The following is a 12697-nucleotide window of genomic DNA, read 5'->3' as shown; positions in this document are numbered from 1 at the left end:
ATCTGGCGCTCGTCAGGGCACCCGTCTTGTCCTTTCTCCAGGAGGCATGGGATTTCCGCCATGAAGCTGTCCGTTGCCGTGGACCACGGAGTGACGTTGCGGGTGCGGCACCGGCCGGGCGGCGACGGCCGGCCGTTTCTGCTGCTCCACGGGCTGAGGTCCAACGCCCGGATGTGGGACGACGTAGCCGACCGGCTGGTGGCCGCCGGCCATCCCGTCTACGCGCTCGACATGCGCGGGCATGGTGACTCCGACCTGCCGGAACACGGATACGACAACGCGACCGCCACGGCGGATCTGGTCGCCGTCTGCCGCGAGCTGCGGCTGACCGGGGCGCTGCTCGCCGGTCACTCCTGGGGCGGGAACCTCGCGGTGCGGCTTGTGGCCGAACACCCCGAGGTGGCCGCCGGTCTCGCGCTGGTGGACGGCGGCTGGATCAGCATGGTGGACACCTTTCAGGGCGGCCCCGCCCGGGAGAAGGTCGTGGAGATGGTCGGGCGGGCACACTCCCAGGTTTCCGGGATGACCGCCCAGACCCTGCGGGAAGCCCTGCGCGGCCTCCACCCGACCTGGTCAGCTGCCGCCGTCGAGGCGACCCTCGCCGACCTGGCCGAAGGGCCGGACGGGCTGCTCGTCCCGCGGCTGCCGCTGGAGAAGCTGCTGTCGATCCTGGAGAGCATGTGGGAGGACCCGCCCGCCCGCTGGTATCCCGCCATCACGGTGCCCGTGATGCTGTGCAGCACCCTGCCCGTGCAGGTCCCCATGCTGAGCGACCTGGCGCGGAAGTGGGTGGCGGAGGTCGAGGCGGCCCTCCCGCAGGCGGACCCCCGCTGGTACGTGGGCGCCGACCACAACGTGCACGCGGATCACCCCGCGCGGGTGGCCGGCGACCTGCTCGACCTGGCGGCCGCCGTGGACAAGCCGGCATCGGAAAGGCCCTGACATGGCGAATGACGAGACGAAGCTCCTCGGCTACCTCAAGCGCGTGACGGCCGACCTGCGCGAGGCCCAGCGCCGGCTCAAGGACGTCGAGTACGCCCAGCACGAGCCCGTCGCGATCATCGGCATCGGCTGCCGGTTCCCCGGCGGGGTGAGCTCCCCCGACGACCTGTGGGACCTGGTCGCGGCCGGCCGCGAGGGCATCGGGGGCCTGCCCACCGACCGCGGCTGGGATCTCGAAGCGCTCTACGATCCCGACCCCGACCACCCGGGCACCAGCTATGTGCGCGGGGGCGGATTTCTCTACGGCGCCGACCGGTTCGACGCCGGATTCTTCGGGATCGGTCCGCGCGAGGCGGTCACGATGGCCCCGCAGCAGCGGCTGGCGCTGGAGGTGGCCTGGGAGGCCATCGAGCACGCCCGCATCGACCCGCACACCTTGCAGTCCAGCGCCACCGGTACCTACCTCGGCTGCGACGGCCTCGACTACTTCCTCAACTCCCTCCAGGTGCCCGAGGGCTCGGCGGCCCATCTGACGACCGGCAACTCGCCGAGCGTGGTGGCCGGTCGGGTCGCGTACACCCTCGGTCTGGAAGGCGCCGCGGTCACGCTGGACACGGCATGTTCCTCGTCCCTGGTCGCGATCCACCTGGCGTGCCAGGCGCTTCGGCAGGGGGAGGTGACGCTGGCGCTGGCCGGCGGGGTGTGCGTGATGTCCTCACCGGCACCGCTGGTCGGCTTCAGCGAGATGCGCGCCGTGGCGCCGGACGGGCGCTCGAAGCCCTTCTCGGCGGACGCCGACGGCATGACCCTCGCGGAGGGGGCCGGGGTCGTCCTGCTGGAGCGCCTGTCGGACGCCCGCCGCAACGGGCACCGGGTGCTGGCGGTCGTCCGCGGCACCGCCGTCAACGAGGACGGCGCCAGCAACGGTCTGACGGCGCCGAACGGCCCGTCGCAGCAGCGCGTCATCCAGCAGGCGCTGGCCAACGCCCGCCTCGCGGCGGCGGATGTGGACGCGGTCGAGGCGCACGGGACGGGCACCAGCCTCGGCGACCCCATCGAGGCCCAGGCGCTGCTGGCCACCTATGGGCACGACCGGCCGGAGGGGCGGCCGCTGCGGCTGGGGTCGATCAAGTCCAACATCGGCCACACCCAGATGGCCGCCGGTGCCGCGGGCGTGATCAAGATGGTCATGGCGCTGCGCCACGAACTGCTTCCGCGCTCCCTGCACATCGGTGCGCCCAACCCCCATGTGGACTGGGGCGACGGCGCGCTGAGCCTGCTGCGGGAGGCCGTCGCGTGGCCGCGTGACGCGCGGCCCCGGAGGGCCGGCGTGTCCTCCTTCGGATTCTCGGGGACCAACGCGCACCTGATCCTGGAGGAGGCGCCCGAACCTCCCCCCGGGGACCCCGGCGAGCCCGGCGAGCCCGGCGAGGCCGCCGATCGGCCCGAGGGCCGGGTCACGCCGTGGGTGGTGTCGGCACGCGGCGCGAAGGCGCTGCGCGGCCAGGCCCGGCGGCTGCTCGACGCGACGGCCGTCGTCGGCGGCGAGCCGGAGGCGGTCGGCTGGTCGCTGGCCACCACGCGCGCGACGCTCGCCGACCGGGCGGTGATCACGGGCCGGGACGCCGACACCCTGCGGGCGGGCCTGGCCGCGCTGGCGGCCGGGGAGGACCATCCGGCCCTGATACGGACCACCGCCGCGGCGCCCGCCCCCGGGTGGCGGGTGTTCCTCTTCTCCGGGCAGGGAAGCCAGCGGCCGGGTATGGGGGCCGGACTGTACGAGCGTTTCCCGGTGTTCGCCGCCGCCTTCGACGAGGTGTGCGCGCTGCTCGATCCGCACCTGGACCATCCGCTGCGCGACATCGTCCTCGCCACCGACGAGGAAACCGCCGGCCTCGTCCACCACACCACCTATACGCAGACCGGGCTGTTCGCGGTGCAGGTGGCGCTGGCACGGCTGCTGCACGACTGCGGTGTGCGGCCCGACGCCGTGCTCGGCCACTCCATCGGCGAGATCGCCGCCGCACACGTGGCCGGAGTGTTCTCCCTGGAGGACGCCTGCCGTCTGGTCGCCGCCCGCGCGACCGCGCTCGGCGCCCTGCCGCCCGGCGGCGCCATGACCGCCCTGGAAGCCACCGCCGAGGAGGCCGCCGAAGCCCTCGCCGGCTACGACGGCCAGGTCGGCATCGCCGCCCTCAACGCCCCCACCAGCACGGTCATCTCGGGGCCGGCGCAGCTGGTGGCCGAGGTCGGCGCGGCCTGGAAGAAGCGCGGCCGGAAGGCCAAGGCGCTCACCGTCAGCCACGCCTTCCACTCCTCCCTCATGGAACCGGCCCTCGACGGCTTCCGCGACGCCATCGCCGACCTGGCCTTCCACCCACCGCTCATCCCCCTGATCAGCAATCTGACCGGGCAGCCGGCCGGCGAGGACATCGCCACCCCCGACTACTGGGTGCGCCACATCCGCCAGCCCGTCCACTTCCACCCCGCCGTCGCCCACGCCGCCCCGCAGACCGCCGTCTACCTCGAAATCGGCCCCGACCCTGTCCTCATCCCTCCCGCCCAGGACACCCTCGACACCCTGCGGGACGCCCCTGGGGCCACCGCGCCGCTGCTGATCCCGACGCTCACCCGCACCCAGCCCGACACCCAGGCCCTGGCCCAAGCCCTGGCCCGGCTCCACACCCACACCCCCGTCGACTGGAGCCCCTGGTTCACCCACCCGGCCCCGCCGCCCACCGTCGACCTGCCCACCTACTCCTTCCAGCGCGACCGCTACTGGCTGGCCCCGGCCCGTCCGACCGGTGGCCACGGCGTGCAGGATCCGGCCGAGGCCGAGCTGTGGGAAGCCATCGAGGACCACGACGTCGAGACTCTCGCGCAGGTGCTGGAGCCCGACGGCGAAGCCGAAGACATCGAGGCGCTGCGGCCGGCCCTGCCCGTGCTGTCCGCCTGGCGCCGCCGCCACCGCGAGCGCGCCACCCTGGCGTCGTGGCTCCACCGGATCCGGTGGACGCGGCTGCCCGAGCCCGACGCGCCGGCGCTGAGCGGCACCTGGCTGCTGCTCGTCCCCGCCGGCCACGAGAACCACCCGGCCGTACGGACGGCGCTCCAGGCCCTGACCGAACACGGCGCCGACGCCACCACCTGTCCCGTCGATACCGCCACCAGCCGTCAGGCGCTCGCCGAACGCCTCACCGCCCTGCGCTCCGAAGCCACGCCGTCGACCGCCCCCGCCGGCGTGCTCAGCCTGCTGGCCCTCGACGAAGCCCCGCACCCCGATCATCCGGCCGTGCCCGCCGGGCTCGCCGCCACCCTGACCGCCCTCCAGGCGCTCGGTGACTCGGACATCACCGCGCCGCTGTGGTGCCTCACCCAGGGGGCGGTGTCGACCGGGCAGGACGACCCACTGCCCCATCCCCTCCAGGCGCAGAGCTGGGGCCTGGGCCGGGTCGCCGCGCTCGAACACTCCCAGCGCTGGGGTGGCCTGGTGGACCTGCCGGTCGACCTCGACCAGCGGACCCCGGCCCGGCTGGCGGCCGTGCTGGCCGGCGCGCCGGCGGGCGCCGAGCCCGAGGACCAGGCGGCGATCCGCACCACCGGGGTGCTGGCGCGCCGCCTCGTCCACAGCACCACCGGGCACGCCGGGCCCGGCCCGGACTGGCGGCCCCGGGGCACCGTGCTGATCACCGGCGGCACCGGTGGCATCGGCGCACTGCTGGCCCGCTGGGCGGCCGAACACGGGGCCGCCCACCTGGTCCTCATCAGCCGCCGCGGCCCCGACGCGCCCGGCGCCGGGGAACTCGCCGCCGAACTCAGCGGCCTGGGCGCCACGGTGACCCTGGCCGCATGCGACGCGGCCGACCGCGAAGCCCTGCGCGCCGTCCTGGACGCGATCCCCGCCGAGCACCCGCTGTCCACCGTCATCCACGCCGCGGGCGTCAGCGAGCACGACGCCGTCGCCGACGCGGACACCGGACACCTGAACCGGCTGCTCGAACCGAAGGCGCTCGCGGCCCGGCACCTCCACGAACTGACCCAGGACCTGGACCTCTCCGCGTTCATCCTGTTCTCCTCGGTCTCCGCGGCCTGGGGCAGCGGGGGGCAGAGCGGCTACGCCGCCGCCAACGCCTACCTGGACGCGCTCGCCGACCACCGCCGCGGACTCGGCCTGCCCGCCACCTCGGTGGCCTGGGGGCTCTGGGGCGAGGTGGGCATGGCCACCGCGTCCGACGACGTCGACTACTTCCGCCGCCGCGGCCTCCACCCCCTCGACCCCCGGCTGGCCGTCGCCGCCCTGGAGCAGGTGGCCGGAGGCAGGGAGACCAGTGTCGTGGTCGCCGCCGTCGACTGGCGGCGCTTCCTGGAGAGTTTCACCGCGCTGCGCCCCAGCCCGCTGCTGGGCGATCTCCCCGAGGCCGCCGAGGCGCGCACGGAGGAACCGCGACCGGCGGCCGAGGAGACGGACCAGCTCAAGCGGAAGCTCGCCGGCAGCGCGCCGGCCGAGCAGCACCACATCCTGGTGCGGCACGTACAGGCACATGCCGCCGGTGTCCTCGGCCACGCCGCCGCGGACGACGTCCCGCCCACCAAGCCCTTCCAGGAGCTGGGCTTCGACTCGCTCAACGCCGTCCAGCTGCGCGACCGGCTCAACGCCAGCACCGCGCTGCACCTGCCCACGACCGTGCTGTTCGACTACCCGTCGGCCGACGAACTCGCCCGCCATCTGCACGGCCTGCTCGTCACCGACGGGGCCTCGGGCGAACAGCGGGTCATGTCGGAACTCGACGGCTGGGACGTCGCCCACGCACCGGACGCCGTGGACGAGGCCGCCCGCTCCCGGGTCGCCGCACGGCTGCGGCTGCTGGCCGACAAGTGGGCCGACCCGGGCCGCGCCACCGGGACCCACGACGACCTGGAGACGGCGACGGCGGAAGAGATCTTCGACCTGATCACCCAGGAGTTCGGGAAGTCCTGAGCGGGGCGCGGAAGAAGGGAGGGGTTCGTCAGCGGACTGACGAACCCCTCCCGAGGCTTTGGGCCCAGGGCCTCAGCGGGAGCCGTACTCGGCCGCCAGCTTCTCCAGCTCGGGGACCACGTCATTGGGGGACGGCTGAGCCGCCATCTCCTGACGGAGCTGCTCGGCCCCGGACCGGAACGACGGGTCCTCCAGCAGCCGGACCAGGTCCTCCCGGATCCTCGGCCCGGTCATGTCCTGGGGCGGAATCCACAGCCCGGCCCGGGCCTCCTCAAGACGTTGGCCCCGTATCTGGGCGTCCTGAGCGGTGAGGCTGACCATGAGCTGCGGGACTCCGTGCGCCAGTGCGCCGCAGAACGCCGGGACCCCACCGTGGTGCATCACAGCGGAACATGAGGAGATCACGGCGTGCAGGGGCACGAAATTGACGATTCTCGTGTTCTCGGGCACCCGCTTGAGTTTCCGCTGAATACTTTCGGAGAGCGTCAGCATCAGCTCGATGTCCAGGTCGGCCACCGAGTCCAGCATCTCCTGGATCTGGCCGACGGGAACGGGCTGGCTCCCGGCCACGCTCCACATGCTCACTCCGAAGGTGGCAAGGACGCGCGGCGCCGGCGGCTTCTCGTGAATCCAGTTCGGTATGACGGAGGGGCCGTTGTGCGGGACGTAGCGAACGGAAACGTTCCGCACATCGCTTTCCGACCTTATCGAGTCCGGCATCTGATCGATCGTGAACTGGCCGGTCAGCAGTTCTTCCGAGGCATCAAAGCCGTATTTCGACGCCCACTTGCTCATCCATTCTTCCACCGGGTCCTCGCGGTCCCCCGGCGGCTGTTGCGCCCGCACCGTCAGAAAGCGCTGGCGCAAAGGCGTTCCCACATCGATGGCGAGGTGCATCCGCGCATGCGGCACTCCCGCCGCGGCGGCGGCGACCGAACCGGCGTAGCTCATCGATTCCCAGACCACCAGATCGGGCTTCCACGAGCGGCAGTACGCCACCAGGTCGTCGACCATCGAGTCGTTCGCGGCCTCCATGATCATGGCGAAGACGGTGTGGAACGCCTTCAGGTTCTCCCAGGTGAGCTGCTCCTCGCGGGCGTAGTCGACCTTGGGCAGCACCATGCCGCTCCGCGCTGCCCGCTGGATGATCAAGTCCCCTTTTTCCTGGAGGGACGGACCCGATCCCGCGGCTACCGCCGTCAGCCCTGTTCCGGTGATGATGTCGGTGAATTCGGGGCTGCTCGCGACATGGACGTCATGGCCGGCGGTGCGCAGCGCCCAGGCCATGGGCACGGTGAGATAGAGGTGGGTTTTCCAGGGGAATGTGACGAACAGGACGCGCATGGCTACCGTCTCTCCTCACCAGTCGCCGTGGGCAACCGATCTCGCTCGCCTGATCCCAATATGCTATCGCCGCCCCTTAGGCGGATCTTACGGTCCGCTGTTAGCCGAACTTTAGGCAGGTGAGTGAGGATATGACGGAACCACAATGAGGTGGTGATATGTCGGCGTCGTCAGGATTCCATGATGAAGGGTATTGTTCTCGCGGGAGGAAATGGGACACGGCTGCACCCTCTTACCCTGGTGGGGTCGAAGCAGTTGGTTCCCGTTTACGACAAGCCCATGATCTACTATCCGCTGTCCGTTCTCATGTTCGCGGACATCCGGGAGATCCTCGTCATCACCCGCCCCACCGAAATGCCGCTGTTCCAGGAACTCCTCGGAGACGGTGAGCATCTGGGACTGAGCATCAGCTATGCCTCCCAGGAGAAACCGAGGGGGATCGCCGACGCCTTCCGGGTCGGCGCGGACCACATTCGCGGTGAGGACTGCGCGCTGATTCTGGGCGACAACCTCTTCCACGGCGCGAAACTGCCCACGCTGCTCCGCCGCAGCGCGGAGCGGCTGCGCGGGTGTGTGATGTTCGGGCACGAGGTCGCCGACCCCCGCCACTTCGGCGTCGCCGAGGTCGACGACCGGGGCCGGCTGGTGTCCATCGAGGAGAAGCCGGAGCGGCCCCGGTCGAACCTGGCCATCCCCGGCCTGTACTTCTTCGACGGCGGCGTCGTCGACGTCGCCAAGCGCCTGGTGCCCTCGGCCCGGGGCGAGCTGGAGATCACGGACGTCCTGCGCGCCTATCTGGAGGACGGCCTGGCCGACCTGGTGTGGCTCGGCAGGGGCGTCACCTGGCTGGACACCGGCTCGCACGAGACCCTCCTGGACGCCGGGCGCTTCGTACGCGACCTTCAGCACCGTCAGGGCACACGGCTCGGCTGCGTCGAGGAGATCGCCATGTACATGGGATTCATCGGGGCCGACGAGTGCCACGCGCTCGGCGCCAGGATGAGCACATCGCCCTACGGCCAGTACGTCATGGACCGTGCGCTCGCATACCGGCAGGGGCTGCCGCCCGCGCGTTTCCTGGAGGAGCTGTGAACCTCCTCGTCACCGGGGCCGCGGGGTTCATCGGCTCCACCTATGTGCGCGGTCTCCTCGCGCGGGGCGGCGCGGAGCCGGACCCCGACGTGTCCAGCGTCACCGTGCTGGACAAGCTCACCTACGCCGGGACGCTGAGCAACCTCGAACTCGCCGATCCCCGGCTGACGTTCGTCCACGGCGACATCTGCGACGCCGATCTGGTCGACACGCTGATGGCACGGGCCGGCCAGGTGGTCCACTTCGCCGCCGAATCGCATGTGGACCGCTCCATCGACGGCGCCGACCCGTTCGTACGCACCAACGTCGAGGGCACCCACACGCTGCTTCAGGCCGCCCTGCGCCACCGGGTGGAGCGCTTCGTCCATGTGTCCACCGACGAGGTCTACGGCTCGGTCGAGACCGGCACCAGCCCCGAGACCGCGCCCCTGGACCCCAACTCTCCCTACGCCGCGTCCAAGGCCGCCTCCGACCTGATCGCCCTCGCCTACCACCGCACCCACGGCCTTGATGTGCGCATCACCCGGTGCAGCAACAACTACGGCCCCCATCAGTTCCCCGAGAAGATCATCCCGCTGTTCATCACCCATCTGCTCGACGGCGAGGACGTGCCGCTGTACGGCGACGGGCTGAACGTGCGCGACTGGCTGCATGTGGAAGACCACTGTGGCGGGGTGGAACTGGTGCGTACGAAGGGGCGTCCCGGCGAGATCTACAACATCGGCGGTGGCACCGCGCTGACCAACCGGGAGCTGACCGGGCGCCTGCTGGACGCCTGCGGAGCCGACTGGAGCCGCGTACGCCACGTCGCGGACCGCAAGGGGCACGACCGGCGCTACGCGGTCGACGACGACAAGGCAAGGAACGAGCTCGGCTACCGCCCGCGCCACGACTTCGTGGCCGGGCTGGCCGAGACGGTCGCCTGGTACCGGCAGCACCGCACGTGGTGGGAGCCGCTCAAGCGCTCCGCCCAGCCGACACACCGCTGACCTCAACCGACACACCGATGACCGCGCGGACCCCGCGCGGTCATCGGTGTGCGGTGGCGACGCTCAGCGGTGGGCTCCGACGAACTCGGCGACGGAGGCCACGACATAGTCGATCATCTCGTCGGTCAGCCCCGGATAGACCCCGACCCAGAACGTGTGGTCGGTGATGATGTCGCTGTTGGCCAGCTCGCCGCACACCCGGTGCGGCGCCTCGGCGTGCGCGGGATGGCGCGTCAGATTCCCGGCGAACAGCCGGCGGGTGCCGATCTTGCGGGACTCCAGGAAGTCGACGAGCTGGGCGCGGCTGAACGGGGCCCGCGGGTCGACGGTCAGGACGAAACCGAACCAGCTCGGATCGGAGCGCGGCGTCGCCTCCGGCAGGATCAGCCACGGCAGCCCGTCAAGACCCTCGCGCAGCCGCCGCCAGTTGCGCCGCCGGGCCGAGCAGAACGCGTCGAGCTTGTCGAGCTGGGTCAGCCCCAGCGCCGCCTGGAGGTCGGTCGACTTCAGGTTGTAGCCGATGTGGGAGAAGATGTACTTGTGGTCGTAGCCGGCCGGCAGCGTGCCCATCTGGTAGCCGAACCGCTTGCGGCAGGTGTCGCTCTCGCCCGGCTCGCACCAGCAGTCCCGGCCCCAGTCCCGGAGCGACTCCACGATCCGCGCCAGCACCAGGTTCGAGGTCAGCACGCAACCGCCCTCTCCCGTGGTCAGATGGTGCGCGGGATAGAAGCTGACGGTCGTCAGATCGCCGAACGTCCCCGCCAGCCGCCCGTCGTAGGTGGACCCCACGGCGTCGCAGGTGTCCTCGATCAGCACCAGGTCGTGGTCCTGCGCGAGCCGCGCCATCTCGGTGGCCTCGAAGGGGTTGCCCAGCGTGTGCGCCATCATGATCGCCCGGGTGCGCGGGCCGATCGCCTCCGCCACCCGCTCGGCCGTGGCGTTGTACGTCCCCAGCTCGACGTCCACATAGACCGGGACCATGCCGTTCTGGAGGATCGGGTTGACGGTGGTCGGGAAGGACGCCGCCACCGTGATGACCTCGTCGCCCGGGCGCAGCCGGCGGTCGCCCAGCAGATGGGAGGTCAGCGCCGAGAGCGCCAGGAGATTCGCGGACGACCCGGAGTTCGTCAGATGCGCCTTGCGCCGCTTCATCCGGCGCGCGAAGGCCGACTCGAACTTCCGCGAGGCCTTGCCCGCGGCGATCCGCATCTCCAGCGCGGCCTCCACCAGCGCGACCCGGTCGTCCTCGTCCAGCACCGCGCCCGAGGGCCAGATCTCGGTGACCCCGGGGATGAAGCCCCGCCCCTCCTGGCTGTCCTGGTGATACTTGCGCACCTCGTCGAGGATGCGCGCGACCCGTTCGCTCATCTGCTGTCCTTCCCATGGCTGTTCGGGGGTCCGCAGGCCGTCGCCGCCCGCACCGGCGCGGGCGGCGGCACGCCGGCGGCCGCGAGCAGATCGCGCACCGACTCCCGCAGGGCTCGCCGCGGCGACCAGCCCAGCAGGCGGCGCGCCCGGCCGATGTCCAGTCGTTGCCAGGCCGCGTCCGAACGTGTCCGGTGCAGGGCCGGGTCCTCGACGACGCGCACCGGCAGCCCGCTGAGGGAGATCATCAGGTCGACCAGCGCACGCACCGGCACCGCCCGGCCGCTGCCGATGTTCACGACGCGGCCGGCCACCGCGTGGGACGGTGCCAGGGCCGCCGCGACCACCGCGTCGGCCACGTCCCGGACGTCCACCAGGTCGCGGTGGTCGTGCAGGGGCGCGAGCCGCAACTCGTCGCGCCCGGCCGCCAGGTGCGCGGCCACCACCCCGGCGAGGCTGTTGCCCGGGGCGCCCGGGCCGCAGGCCACGCCGACCCGCAGCACGATCCCGTCCACCCCCAGCTCGGCGGCGGCCCGCAGCACCGCCTGCGACCCGCGCAGCTTGGTGCGGCCGTACACGGTGGTCGGGGCGGTCGGCCAGTCCTCGCCGATCGACGTGCCCGGGTCGGCCGGGCCGTACTCGTAGGCGCTGCCCAGATGGATCAGACGCGGCCGGTCGGGCAGCCCGGCGACGGCCCCGGCCAGCCGGCCGACCAGTTCGGTGTTGGCCTCGGCCATCCGCCGTTCGCCACCGCCCCACACCGCGCCCGAGGCGTTCACCAGGACCCGCGCCCGGGTGTCGGCGCAGAGCCTGGCCAGCTCGGCCGGCTCGGCCTCGGTCAGGTCGAGACGCACCGAGCGGCAGCCGTCGTCGTCCACGCCGCCGTCCACGCCGCTGCGGGAGACCCGCACCACCCGCGCGCCCGCGGCGCCGAACGCCGAGCAGATGTGCCGTCCCAGATACCCGGACCCGCCCAGGACCAGGACCGGCGTCGTCATGCCGCTTTTCTGCTGCTTGTTTTCCTGAAGACCGCCTGCCGGAAGTAGCTCCAGGGAACGCCCCGCGCGTCGGCGGTACACGCCCATCCCGCACCGGGCCGATAGGCCTCGATGAAGGCGGGCACGGCCGCGTCCACGGCCTCGCTGTCGTGGATGTCGAGCACCTGCCGCAGCGGCCCGGTCTCCATGGCCAGCCGCACGGCCTCCTCGCCCTTCTGATGGCCGTCCATTGCCTTGTCCCGGAACTTCCCGACCGGATTCTTGACGAAGAACGCCTCGCACCTGTCGTCGATCAGACGCAGATAGGCCTGCACGGTGTCGGGGGTCATCTCCGTGAAGGAGTGCACATTGACGCACAGCTCGAAGCGGTCCGACCCCAGGGCGGCGTCGATGTCCTCGTCCTCGACCTGGATGAACCTCATCTTGGCGAACTGCTTGTCGTCCAGGACCTCGCGAAGATACGCCCTGCTCAGGGAGAGGGTGTTCTTCAGATCGACAATGGTGTAGGAGTCGAGGTCGTAGTTGGAGAGCATCGCGTGGCAGGTACGGCCGTATCCCGCGCCGATCTCCAGCACGCGGGCGCCGTCCAGGGCCAGTTCCCTCTCGATGAATCCGAGTTCGAGCGCCGCCTGGAGATAGTCCAGGCAGATGCTCTTGCCCTCGTAGCGAACCGTGACCGGATCTCCCACGTCACGGTTGTGGACATTCTCGATTTTCGACCATTCGTCGTCACTCAGCCGTGTGGCCAGCTCGTAGACGAGGGCCCTCAGATACCTGACCCCGTTGGCCGTCGGGTCCCAAAGAGCGATATTGAAATTCCGTCGGTCCGACTTGAATCCGGTCAAGTCGGCGGCCGCGTCCTCAGTGACCCAGAGCTCGTTGATGCGCTCCCACTGTCGGCTGGCCTGAAAACCCTTCGCCATCCCGCCCTCCTACTCCATCGGCGATGGTCACATCACGCGGTACGAAGTCTGTCTCCCGTGTCTAAT

8 protein-coding genes are annotated in these 12697 nt (G+C 71.3%); 4 read left to right on the top strand and 4 right to left on the bottom strand.

Going from position 1 to position 12697, the window contains the following annotated elements:
* Window positions 1–60 precede the first annotated feature (60 nt).
* Together ACZ4WQ_RS15260 and ACZ4WQ_RS15255 are read left to right on the top strand one after the other, a co-directional pair.
* Window positions 61–942: an alpha/beta fold hydrolase gene (locus tag ACZ4WQ_RS15260; RefSeq protein ID WP_398376813.1), complete on the top strand. Its 882-nt coding sequence runs from the start codon at window positions 61–63 to the stop codon at window positions 940–942.
* Between the two features lies 1 nt (window position 943).
* Window positions 944–5920, top strand: a complete 4977-nt coding sequence (locus tag ACZ4WQ_RS15255; protein WP_398376814.1) for a type I polyketide synthase — start codon at window positions 944–946, stop codon at window positions 5918–5920.
* A gap of 72 nt (window positions 5921–5992) precedes the next feature.
* Here ACZ4WQ_RS15255 and ACZ4WQ_RS15250 read toward each other — a convergent pair whose 3' ends face one another.
* Complete coding sequence (locus tag ACZ4WQ_RS15250; RefSeq protein WP_468022226.1) at window positions 5993–7264, bottom strand: activator-dependent family glycosyltransferase; 1272 nt, start codon at window positions 7262–7264, stop codon at window positions 5993–5995.
* Between the two features lie 183 nt (window positions 7265–7447).
* On the opposite strand from ACZ4WQ_RS15250, the gene rfbA reads away from it, so the two are divergent.
* Both rfbA and rfbB read left to right on the top strand, forming a co-directional pair.
* Window positions 7448–8356, top strand: coding sequence for a glucose-1-phosphate thymidylyltransferase RfbA (rfbA, locus tag ACZ4WQ_RS15245; RefSeq protein WP_398376816.1), 909 nt, complete (start codon window positions 7448–7450; stop codon window positions 8354–8356).
* Entirely contained in the window at window positions 8353–9345 is a 993-nt protein-coding gene (gene rfbB, locus ACZ4WQ_RS15240) for a dTDP-glucose 4,6-dehydratase (protein WP_468022225.1), read from the top strand. Before rfbA ends, rfbB begins: the two co-directional genes overlap by 4 nt.
* Window positions 9346–9408: 63 nt before the next feature.
* On the opposite strand, the gene rfbH is transcribed toward rfbB, so the two are convergent.
* The 3 genes from rfbH to ACZ4WQ_RS15225 are packed head-to-tail and all read right to left on the bottom strand — an operon-like array spanning window position 9409 to window position 12631.
* A complete protein-coding gene (gene rfbH, locus ACZ4WQ_RS15235; protein WP_468022224.1) occupies window positions 9409–10713 on the bottom strand; it encodes a lipopolysaccharide biosynthesis protein RfbH in 1305 nt (434 codons plus the stop codon).
* Window positions 10710–11708, bottom strand: coding sequence for an NAD-dependent epimerase/dehydratase family protein (locus ACZ4WQ_RS15230; RefSeq protein WP_468022223.1), 999 nt, complete (start codon window positions 11706–11708; stop codon window positions 10710–10712). Before ACZ4WQ_RS15230 ends, rfbH begins: the two co-directional genes overlap by 4 nt.
* Complete coding sequence (locus ACZ4WQ_RS15225; protein ID WP_398376821.1) at window positions 11705–12631, bottom strand: putative sugar O-methyltransferase; 927 nt, start codon at window positions 12629–12631, stop codon at window positions 11705–11707. The genes ACZ4WQ_RS15230 and ACZ4WQ_RS15225 overlap by 4 nt, the downstream gene beginning before the upstream one ends.
* Window positions 12632–12697: the final 66 nt, after the last annotated feature.

This window comes from Streptomyces sp. NPDC028305 (assembly GCF_055569495.1).
This window is presented reverse-complemented; position numbering and strand designations above follow the sequence as displayed.

What these genes read in the sequence shown, in the direction of transcription:
- ACZ4WQ_RS15255 (WP_398376814.1), top strand. Translation starts at nt 944, where the DNA reads ATGGCGAATGACGAGACGAAGCTCCTCGGCTACCTCAAGCGCGTGACG.
- ACZ4WQ_RS15260 (WP_398376813.1), top strand. Translation starts at nt 61, where the DNA reads ATGAAGCTGTCCGTTGCCGTGGACCACGGAGTGACGTTGCGGGTGCGG.
- ACZ4WQ_RS15230 (WP_468022223.1), bottom strand. Translation starts at nt 11,708, where the DNA reads ATGACGACGCCGGTCCTGGTCCTGGGCGGGTCCGGGTATCTGGGACGG.
- ACZ4WQ_RS15225 (WP_398376821.1), bottom strand. Translation starts at nt 12,631, where the DNA reads ATGGCGAAGGGTTTTCAGGCCAGCCGACAGTGGGAGCGCATCAACGAG.
- rfbH (WP_468022224.1), bottom strand. Translation starts at nt 10,713, where the DNA reads ATGAGCGAACGGGTCGCGCGCATCCTCGACGAGGTGCGCAAGTATCAC.
- ACZ4WQ_RS15250 (WP_468022226.1), bottom strand. Translation starts at nt 7,264, where the DNA reads ATGCGCGTCCTGTTCGTCACATTCCCCTGGAAAACCCACCTCTATCTC.
- rfbA (WP_398376816.1), top strand. Translation starts at nt 7,448, where the DNA reads ATGAAGGGTATTGTTCTCGCGGGAGGAAATGGGACACGGCTGCACCCT.